The organism is Micromonospora endophytica, assembly GCF_003236305.1.
In the GTDB taxonomy this organism is placed as follows: Bacteria; Actinomycetota; Actinomycetes; order Mycobacteriales; family Micromonosporaceae; genus Micromonospora; species Micromonospora endophytica.
The window spans coordinates 1-8,816 of sequence record NZ_POTX01000239.1 but is presented as its reverse complement, the minus strand read 5'-3'; the positions used below and the strand labels follow the sequence as shown (position 1 = coordinate 8,816).

General features: G+C 72.6%; 6 protein-coding genes. 2 read left to right on the top strand and 4 right to left on the bottom strand.

Translation table 11 applies throughout. The annotated features are described in order from the left end of the window. Positions 1 to 18: 18 nt before the first annotated feature. The gene (locus C1I93_RS25095; RefSeq protein ID WP_111245752.1) at positions 19 to 1,347 is read left to right on the top strand and encodes an AAA domain-containing protein; all 1,329 of its coding nucleotides are present in this window, start codon (positions 19 to 21) and stop codon (positions 1,345 to 1,347) included. 86 nt (positions 1,348 to 1,433) lie between these two features. Further along, entirely contained in the window at positions 1,434 to 4,643 is a 3,210-nt protein-coding gene (locus tag C1I93_RS25090; protein WP_111245751.1) for an ATP-binding protein, read from the top strand. A gap of 15 nt (positions 4,644 to 4,658) precedes the next feature. Here C1I93_RS25090 and C1I93_RS25085 read toward each other — a convergent pair whose 3' ends face one another. The 4 genes from C1I93_RS25085 to C1I93_RS25070 all read right to left on the bottom strand — a co-directional run bounded on the left by C1I93_RS25085 (position 4,659) and on the right by C1I93_RS25070 (position 8,716). Continuing rightward, entirely contained in the window at positions 4,659 to 5,516 is an 858-nt protein-coding gene (locus tag C1I93_RS25085; protein ID WP_111245750.1) for an ABC transporter permease, read from the bottom strand. Continuing rightward, positions 5,513 to 6,529: an ATP-binding cassette domain-containing protein gene (locus tag C1I93_RS25080; RefSeq protein ID WP_111245749.1), complete on the bottom strand. Its 1,017-nt coding sequence runs from the start codon at positions 6,527 to 6,529 to the stop codon at positions 5,513 to 5,515. Before C1I93_RS25080 ends, C1I93_RS25085 begins: the two co-directional genes overlap by 4 nt. 266 nt (positions 6,530 to 6,795) lie before the next feature. Continuing rightward, the gene (locus C1I93_RS25075; RefSeq protein WP_111245748.1) at positions 6,796 to 7,782 is read right to left on the bottom strand and encodes an aldo/keto reductase; all 987 of its coding nucleotides are present in this window, start codon (positions 7,780 to 7,782) and stop codon (positions 6,796 to 6,798) included. Positions 7,783 to 7,876: 94 nt separating this feature from the next. Beyond that, the gene (locus tag C1I93_RS25070) at positions 7,877 to 8,716 is read right to left on the bottom strand and encodes an aldo/keto reductase (protein ID WP_111245747.1); all 840 of its coding nucleotides are present in this window, start codon (positions 8,714 to 8,716) and stop codon (positions 7,877 to 7,879) included. Positions 8,717 to 8,816 lie beyond the last annotated feature (100 nt).

Here is an 8,816-nt window from a genome sequence, read left to right as displayed (position 1 = left end):
GCGGGGAGGTGGGCGAGGATGCGGACGGGGCTGAGCGTGCCGCCGGGGGTTGAGGCGGAGCGGGTGATCACGGCGGTGCTCGCCGATCTGCGCTCCGGTGACCACCGGGGCGTGGTGGTGGACTCGCCGCCGGGGGCGGGCAAGTCGACGCTCGTGGTGCGGGCCGCCGTGGAGCTGGCCGGCGCCGGCGAGCCGCTGATGATCATCGCGCAGACCAACGAGCAGGTGGACGACCTGATCGACAGGCTCGCCCGGAAAGCACCCGAGCTGCGGGTCGGTCGGCTCTCCGCGAGCGACTACCGGCCGTCGGCCCGGGTCAAGGCGCACGGGCAGGTCCGGGTCGCCGCGAAGGTCACCGACCTCGCCGCCTCCGCCGTCGTCGTCGGTACGGCCGCCAAATGGGCCACGGTGACCGAGGGCTGCTGGCCGTGGGCGATCGCGGACGAGGCGTACCAGATGCGTTCGGACGCCCTGCTGCGCGTGGCCGGCAGATTCGAACGGGCCCTCTTCGTGGGGGATCCGGGCCAGCTCGACCCGTTCTCCACCGTGGAGGTCGGCCGGTGGGCCGGGCTGAGCTGGGATCCGATGCAGTCGGCGGTGGCCGTGCTGCTGCGGCACAACCCGCAGCTGCCGGTGCACCGGCTGCCGGTCTCCTGGCGGCTGCCCGCCTCGGCGGCCCCGGTGGTGTCACGCGCGTTCTACCCGTTCACCGAGTTCCGGGCCGGCACCGTCGCCACCGAACGGGCGTTGCGGCTCACCGCCGCGGGTCCGGGTGACGCCGTCGACCAGGCGGTGGAGCTGGCCACCGAGACCGGCTGGGCGCTCTACGAGCTACCGGCGCGGCACACCCTGCGTACCGACGCCGAGGCCGCCGCCGCGTGCGCCGCGCTCGCGCTGCGGGTGCTGGCGCGCGGCGCGGTCGCGCACTGCGAGCAGGCGCCCGACGGCGCGCCCGTCGGCGCGGACCGGATCGCCGTCGGTGCCGCCCACCGCGACCAGGTCGCGGCCATCCGGGCCCACCTGGGCCCGGCCGGTGCGGACGTCACCGTCGACACCGCCAACCGGCTCCAGGGCCGGGAGTACGACGTGACGATCGTGCTGCATCCGCTCTCCGGGCGGCGCGACGCGACCGCGTTCCACCTGGAGTCGGGGCGGCTCTGCGTGCTCGCTTCCCGGCACCGGCAGGCCTGCGTCGTGGTGGCCCGCGCCGGCATCGGCGAGCTGCTGGACGCGCATCCGTCGACCGAGGCGCCGCAGCTGGACGTGCCGGTGAAGTTCCCCGACGGCTGGGAGGCCAACCAGGCGATCCTCGCCCACCTGGCGCAACGGGCGGTGCACCGGCGCTGACGGGACAACCGGTCGCGGATCGAGGCGCCGTTCGTACCCGTCAGGACGGCCCGCGATGTCGGGGGTGTCGGCTACCGTCGGTGCCCATGAGGGCGCGGGCCGGCGAAGCCATGATCGGGCGAGCGCATCCCGCCGGCCTGCTCCGCGCGGAGGTCGACCGGGCCACGGCCAGCCACGGTGGGCTGGTGCTGGTCACCGGCGAGCCCGGCATCGGCAAGACGACTCTTGTCACCGCCGCCACCGACGAGGCCCGCCAGCAGGGTGCGCTGGTGCTCGGCGCGGCCTGTTGGGACTCGGCGAACGCCCCCGGCTACTGGCCCTGGTTGCAGGTGTTGCGGGGGCTGCGTCGGTCGCCCGACGACTGGGCGGTGGCCCGCGAGTCCGCCGAACCGGCGCTGACCCTGCTGCTCGGCGAGCCGAGCGACACCCATCCGCTCGCCGCGGACGGGAGCGAGCCGATCGGATCCCATCCGCTTGGCGCGGACGGGAGCGGGCCGGGCGAGGGGGACGCGGCCGAGCGTGAGGCGTTCGTGCTCTACGACGCGGTCACCACCGCACTGGTGTCGGTCTCCCAGCGTCGGCCGGTGGTGGTGGTCCTGGACGACCTGCACTGGGCCGACGTCGCCTCGATGCGGCTGTTGCGCTTCGCCGCCCAGCACACCTGGTTCGAGCGGCTGCTCTTTGTCGGCACCTACCGTGACGCCGAGGTCGAGTCGGGCGATCATCCGCTGCGCGCACAGCTGATGGCGCTGGTCGCCAAGGCCACCACGATCACCCTCACCGGCCTGGGTCGTGACGAGGTCGGCGCGTTGATGGCCCGCACCGCCGGCCGGGAGCCCGGCGCCGAGTGCGTGGCCGACGTCCACCGGCGCACCGGTGGCAACCCGTTCTTCGTCGAGCAGGCTGCCCGGCTCTGGCACACCGACGGCGTGCTGACGAGCATCGCCCCCGGCGTACGGGAGGTGGTGCGGCAGCGGCTCGACCTGTTGCCCGCCATGGTGGTCGACGCGCTCACCACGGCCGCCGTGCTGGGCCGCGAGTTCCACGGCGAACTGCTCGCGGCCGGTGCGGAGCTGCCGTCGGCGCGGGTCGGTGAACTGCTCGACGTGGCGGTCACCGCGCGGCTGCTGCTCGCCCTCGGCGACAACCGGTACGCCTTCGTCCACGATCTGGTCCGCGAGACGCTCTACGACGGGCTCACCGACGACGACCGCCGGGACCGCCACCGGGCCGTCGTCCGCGCCGTCGACCAGCACGCCGGGCTCGCCGCCTGGCTGGTCCCCGCCGACCTGGCCCGGCACGCCTGGCTGGCCGGTGACCGGCTCGATCCCGATCGCGCCGCCGAGCTGCTGGTGGCCGCCGCCCGGGAGGCCAGCTGCCGGCTGGGGTTGGAGGAGTCGATCCTGCACCTTCGGCGGGCGCTGGCGGTCGTCCGGGACGACGTGCAGCGGGTGCGGATCATGATGGAGCTGACCGATCGGATGCTGCACACCGGAGACCGCGCGGAGGCAGCGAAACTGCTCGCCGAGACCACCGCTGCGACCCTGGCGGTCGACGAGCCGGCGCTGCTGGCCCGCTTCGCGCTCACCGTCCACCGGCAGTGCCAGATCAACGTGCGCGTCGCCATCGACAGTGCGGCGCTGCTGCGGGAGGCGCACCGGCGGTTGATCGGCGAGCCCGGCGGCGAGGTGGGAATCGACACGATCGAAGCCGGGCTGATCAGCGCCACCGAGGCCGTCGCCCGCCGTGGTCGGGACGACGAGGCGTTGAGTTTCAGTCTCTGGGCCCGGCACGACGCGAACTGGGGGCTGGGCACGGCGGCCGACCGGGCCGCCCTCACCGTCGAGATCCGCGACCTGGCCCGCCGGGCCGGCGACCAGGAGACCGAGCTGTGGTCCACCTCGCTGCGCTGGGTGGCGTTGCTGGAGCTCGGCGACCCGGGCTACCTGGACGAGCTCGTCGCTTTCGTGACCGCCGGCCGGCAGACCGAACGGTCCCGGCATCGGCTGGGCGCCGCCATCGACAACGCCATCATCGACGCCTTCCGGGGCGATTTCGCCGGCGCGGAGAACTGTTTCGCCGAGCTGACCGACCCCACCATGGAGCACCACAGCTTCTTCTGGCATCACCTGCGTTGGTCGTTTCTGCTGCTGCGGGGCCGGTTGGCGGAGGCTCAGGCGCTGCTCGACGGGCTCACCACGGCCGAACATCCGCAGCTGGAGCTGCTGCGCGCGATCACCGCTGCGGAACGCGGCGACCTGCACACCGCCGCCCGACTCACCGCGCAGATGGCGGCGGCCGGCACTACCTACCCAGGGTCGGTCTCGCCGCTGTGGCTGCGGCTGCGCGCCCAGGCGACCCTCGGTGACCCGGGCCGCGCTGCCGAGGCCCGGCAGGCGCTGGTCGCGCACCGGGGGCGGTGGCTGGTCGCCCTCTTCGGCTGCGACATCGGCGGGCCGGTCGACCACTGGCTGGCGGTGATCGACGCCGCCGAGCGACGCTGGGACGACGCCGTCGCCGGTTTCACCGCCGCCGGCGACAACGCCGAGCGGATGGGTTCCCGGCCCTGGTCGCTGCTGGCCCGGGTCGCGCTCGTCGAGGCGCTCGTCGGTCGCGACGGCCCGGGTGACGCGGCCAGCGCCGAGCGGTTGCGTGCCGAGGTCGAGCGCGAGGCGCGGGAGCTGGACATGCGGCAGGTGCTGGCCCGACTCGACCGCCCCGCGCCGGCACCGCCGGTCCCGCCCCCGATGGCGTACGAGTTTCGTCGCGACGGCGCGGTCTGGCGGCTGACGTACGAGGGGCGCACCGTGCACCTGCCGGACGCCAAAGGGCTGCACGACCTGCGGCTGCTGCTCGGCCGCCCGGGAGTCGACGTGCCCGTCGTCGAGCTGCTCGACCCGGCCGCGGGGCCGCACCTCGTCGCCGCCCGGCGCCTCGGTGGTGACCAGGTCCTCGACGACGAGGCAAAGAGCCGCTACCGGCGTCACCTGACGCGGCTGGACGACGAGATCGACCGGGCGGCGGGTCGCGGCGACCGGGCGAAGGTGGCGGCGCTCGACGCCGAACGGCAGGCGCTCATCGACCAGCTGCGCGCCGCCGCGGGGCTGGCGGGGCGGACCCGCCGGCTCGGCGACGAGGCGGAACGGGCCCGCAAGACGGTCACCGCCCGGATCCGGGACACCCTGCGCCGACTCGACAAGCGGCACCCACCGCTCGCCGCCCACCTGCGCGACGCCGTCTCCACCGGTGCCTCCTGCCGTTACCTCCCGCCGGCCACGGTGCCCTGGCACCTGTGACCGGCGGGATCGACGTCAGCGGCGGTTGTAGCGATACATGGTGAGGGTGCCGAAGACCACGATGAACATGGCGCTCCAGAGGAACGTCCAGATCAGGGCGGTGCTGTCGGTGGTGCCGGCCATCGCGGCCCGCACCGAGGACACCAGGTGCGTGATCGGGTTGGCCTGCACGAACGCCTGAAGCCAACCCGGCATGGTGGACGGGTCGACGAAGACGTTGCTGAGGAAGGTCAGCGGGAACAGCACCATCATGCTGACCCCCATCACCGACTTCTCGCTGCGCAGGATGAGCCCGAAGAACGTCCACACCCAGGAGAACGCGAACGAGAAGACCACCAGTAGGCCGATCCCGGCGAGCACGCCGAGCAGGCCGCCGTCGGGGCGGAAGCCGAGCACCAGCCCGACGGTGAGGATCACCGTCGCCGCCAGCACGTAGCGCAGCACATCCCCGACGATCATGCCGACCAGGGCGGCGGGCCGCCACACCGGCAGCGTCCGGAACCTGTCGAAGACACCCTTCTCGATGTCGGTGTTCAGGCCGACGCCGGTGTACATGGTGATCATCACGACGCTCGTCACCATGATGCCCGGCAGGAAGAACTGGAGGTATTCACGGGGGCTGTCGGCGAGCGCGCCGCCGAACAGGTACGTGAACATCAGCACCATGATGATCGGGAACGCCGTCACGTCGAACAGCTGCTCCGGCACGTGCTTGATCTTCAGCAGGGCCCGCCAGCTGAAGGCGAGCGACGCCGCCAGCGGGCTGGGCCGGCGCGGTCGCTCGCCGGGGGCGAGGATCGTCCCCAACGCCTCGGCCGACGGGACGTAGACCGTCGGCGCGCGACCGGTCGAGGTGGCGGTGTCGCTGCTCATCGGGCTGCCTCCAGCGCCTCGTCCCGCGCGTCCTCGGCGGGCACGGCAGGGTGATCGGTCAGGGCCAGGAAGACCTCGTCCAGGCTCGGCTGGCCGAGCGAGAAGTCGTCCACCACGATGCCGGCGCTGGTCAGCTCACCGAGCGCTCGGGCAGCCTGCGCCCCGGCGTCCAGGTCGCTGCCGTCCCCACCGACCCGGGCCGTCAGCGCCACCGGATCCGGCTCCAACTGCACCGGCACGTCCAGCACCGTACGCAGCAGTCGCTCCGCCTCCGGCCGCTGGGCCGCGTCCCGCAGTCGCAGGTGGACGGTGCCGGAGCCGACCGACGACTTCAACTCGCCCGGGGTGCCCTCCGCGATCACCCGGCCGTGGTCGATCACCGCGATCCGGCCGGCGAGCTTGTCGGCCTCGTCGAGGTACTGCGTCGTCAGCAGCACTGTGGTGCCATGTGCCACGACCGCCCGGACGATCTCCCACACCTGGTTGCGGCTGCGCGGGTCGAGCCCGGTCGTCGGCTCGTCGAGGAACAACAGGTCGGGCGTGTTGAGGATGCTCGCCGCGATGTCGATGCGCCGCCGCATGCCGCCGGAGTATTTCTTGACCTGCCGGCCGGCGGCCTCGGTCAGCCCGAAGGCGGCAAGCAGCTGCTCCGCCCGCTGCCGGGCGGCCGGCCCGCGCAACCCCAGCAACCGGCCCAGCAGGACCAGGTTCTCCGCGCCGGTCAGGTCCTCGTCGACGGAGGCGTACTGGCCGGTCAGGCTGACCCGGGCGCGGACCGCGTCGGCCTCGGTGACCACGTCGTGGCCGAACACCCGGGCCTGCCCGCCGTCCGGCCGCAGCAGCGTCGCCAGGATCCGCACCGCAGTGGTCTTACCGGCCCCGTTCGGGCCGAGCACGCCGTACACGGCACCGGCCGGCACCGTGAGGTCGAGGCCGGCGAGCGCGTGGGTCTCGCCGAACGACCGGGTCAGCCCCTCGGCCTCGATGGCGAGGCCGCTGGTACGTCTACTCATGATCTCGATATGTCCTTCCGTTCAGGGAAGCCGGGCCGGAAAAGGCATCGGACCGCATGCCGCCCCAGCCCACCGCATGCGTACGACAAAATCCGACGCGTGGCCGTCGCCTGCTTCAACGACGACGGCCGGCGGTGGTGGTAACCCGCTTCCCTGAACCGGCGCGAGACGGCAGGCGGCCGCCGCTAGATCCGATCTAGCGGCGGCTGCCGGCGGCACCGGTGGCGCACCAACCCACCGGCAGCGCCTCGGGTGACCGCCCCCGGTCACCAGGCGGTGTCGAGCCGGTGCCGCTGCTCGGGCGTCAACGCCAGGTCGACGGCGCCGATGCTCTCGTTCAGCTGGGCCACGGAGGAGGCGCCCACCAGCGGAATCGTGGGCACCTCCCCGCCGATCAGCCAGGCCAGCACCACCTGGTTGACTGTCGCCCCGGTCTGCTTCGCCACCTCCCGCAGCGCGGCCAGCCGCACCGGCGCGCTCGGCAGGTCGTACTCCGGGCCGAGCGGCTTGTCCGGGTGGGTGTACGCACCCCGCAACAGCGTCGCGTACGACACCAGGGTCAGCTCGGGCTCGGCCCGCAGATAGCTCATCAGGTCACCGCCGACAGCGCCCACGTTGCCGTCGGGGTCGAGGTCGGTCGGCCCGTCCAGCCGACAGGGCAGGTAACTGCGGTGGTACTGGAGCACCTCGTACCCGGGCAGACCGGCCGCGGCGGCCACCGCGCGGGCCCGCTCCACCCGCCAGGCCCGGTGGTTGCTGACCCCCAGCAGCCCCACCGTGCCCTCGGCGACCAGCTCGGCGAAGCCTGCCACGGTCTCCTGGACCGGCACCCGGTGATCCTCGATGTGGGCGTAGAGCAGGTCCAGCCGGGCCACCCCGAGCCGTTCCCGGCTGCGCTCGGCGGACTCCCGGATCACCTTCGCCGACAGCCCTTCCCGGTTGCCGACGTAGCTGGTGCCGGGGGCCAGTGGCCGTGCGCCGAGCTTGGTGGCGATGACGATCTCGTCGCCCACCCCTCGGCTGCGCCGCCATCGGCCCAGCAGTTCCTCGCTGTCGCCACCCTGGCCGCCGGTCATCCAGAAGGCGTAGTTGTTCGAGGTGTCGATGAAGGTGCCGCCCGCCTCCACGAACCGGTCCAGGATGGCGTACGACGTGGCCTCGTCGGTCTTCGTGCCGAAGAGCATCGCGCCGAGACTGAGCACGCTGACCTCGCGCCGGGTACGCGGGTCGGTGCCGATGGTGCGGTACCGCATGGGACTCCTCTCGTGCGCCGGAGGACGCGGCATCAGCCTGCGTCTTCGAGTGCACTCGAGGTCAACCGTTCGCTGCGTGGAGCGGGAAGCCCGCTCAGCCGAAGGTGTCCGGGTGGGGGCCGGTGCGGCCGGCCTCACCCTGGTCCAGCAGGGTGATCCGCTCCATCGTCGCCTCGTCCAACTCGAAGTCGAAGAGCTGGAAGTTCTCCTCGATCCGCTGCGGGGTGTTCGACTTCGGGAAGACCACGTCACCGCGCTGGATGTGCCAGCGGAGCACCACCTGCGCCGGCGTACGGCCGACCTGCTCGGCGATGTCGGTGATGGTCGGGTCGTCGAGCACCGCGCCCTGCGCGATCGGCGACCACGCCTCGGTGACGATCCCGTTGCGCGAGCCGTACGCGCGCACCTCGTCGTTGGTGAAGTACGGGTGCGCCTCGATCTGGTTGACCGCCGGCACCAGATCCGACTCGGCGGCCAGCCGCTCCAGATGCGGCACCTGGAAGTTGGACACCCCGATGGCGCGGGCCCGACCGTCGGCCTGGAACTCCTCCAGCACCTTCCAGGTGGAGACGAAGTCGCCGTCGTAGCGGTTCGGCAGCGGCCAGTGGATGAGGAACAGGTCGAGATAGTCGGTGCGCAGCGCGTCCAGCGACGCCTGGAACGCGGCCCGTGCGTCGTCGGGGCGGTGCTTGCTGTTGTCGAGCTTGCTGGTGATGAAGACGTCCTCGCGGGCCAGCCCCGCCGTGCGTACGCCCTGGCCGACCTCGGCCTCGTTGCCGTACCCCTGCGCGGTGTCGATGTGCCGGTAGCCGACGCTCAGTGCTTGGCGCACCGCCTCGGCGGTCTCCGCCGGGTCGATCTGGAAGACCCCGAAGCCCAGTTGCGGGATCGTGCTGCCGTCATTCATCGTGATGTCCGGAATCGCGCTCGCCATAAGGCCCGAATACCCCCTAGCCACCCCTCCTACCCACCCGCACACACCTCGCCGATCTTGCACTTTTCGTCGCGACATATGGCGCAAATAGGGACGAGAT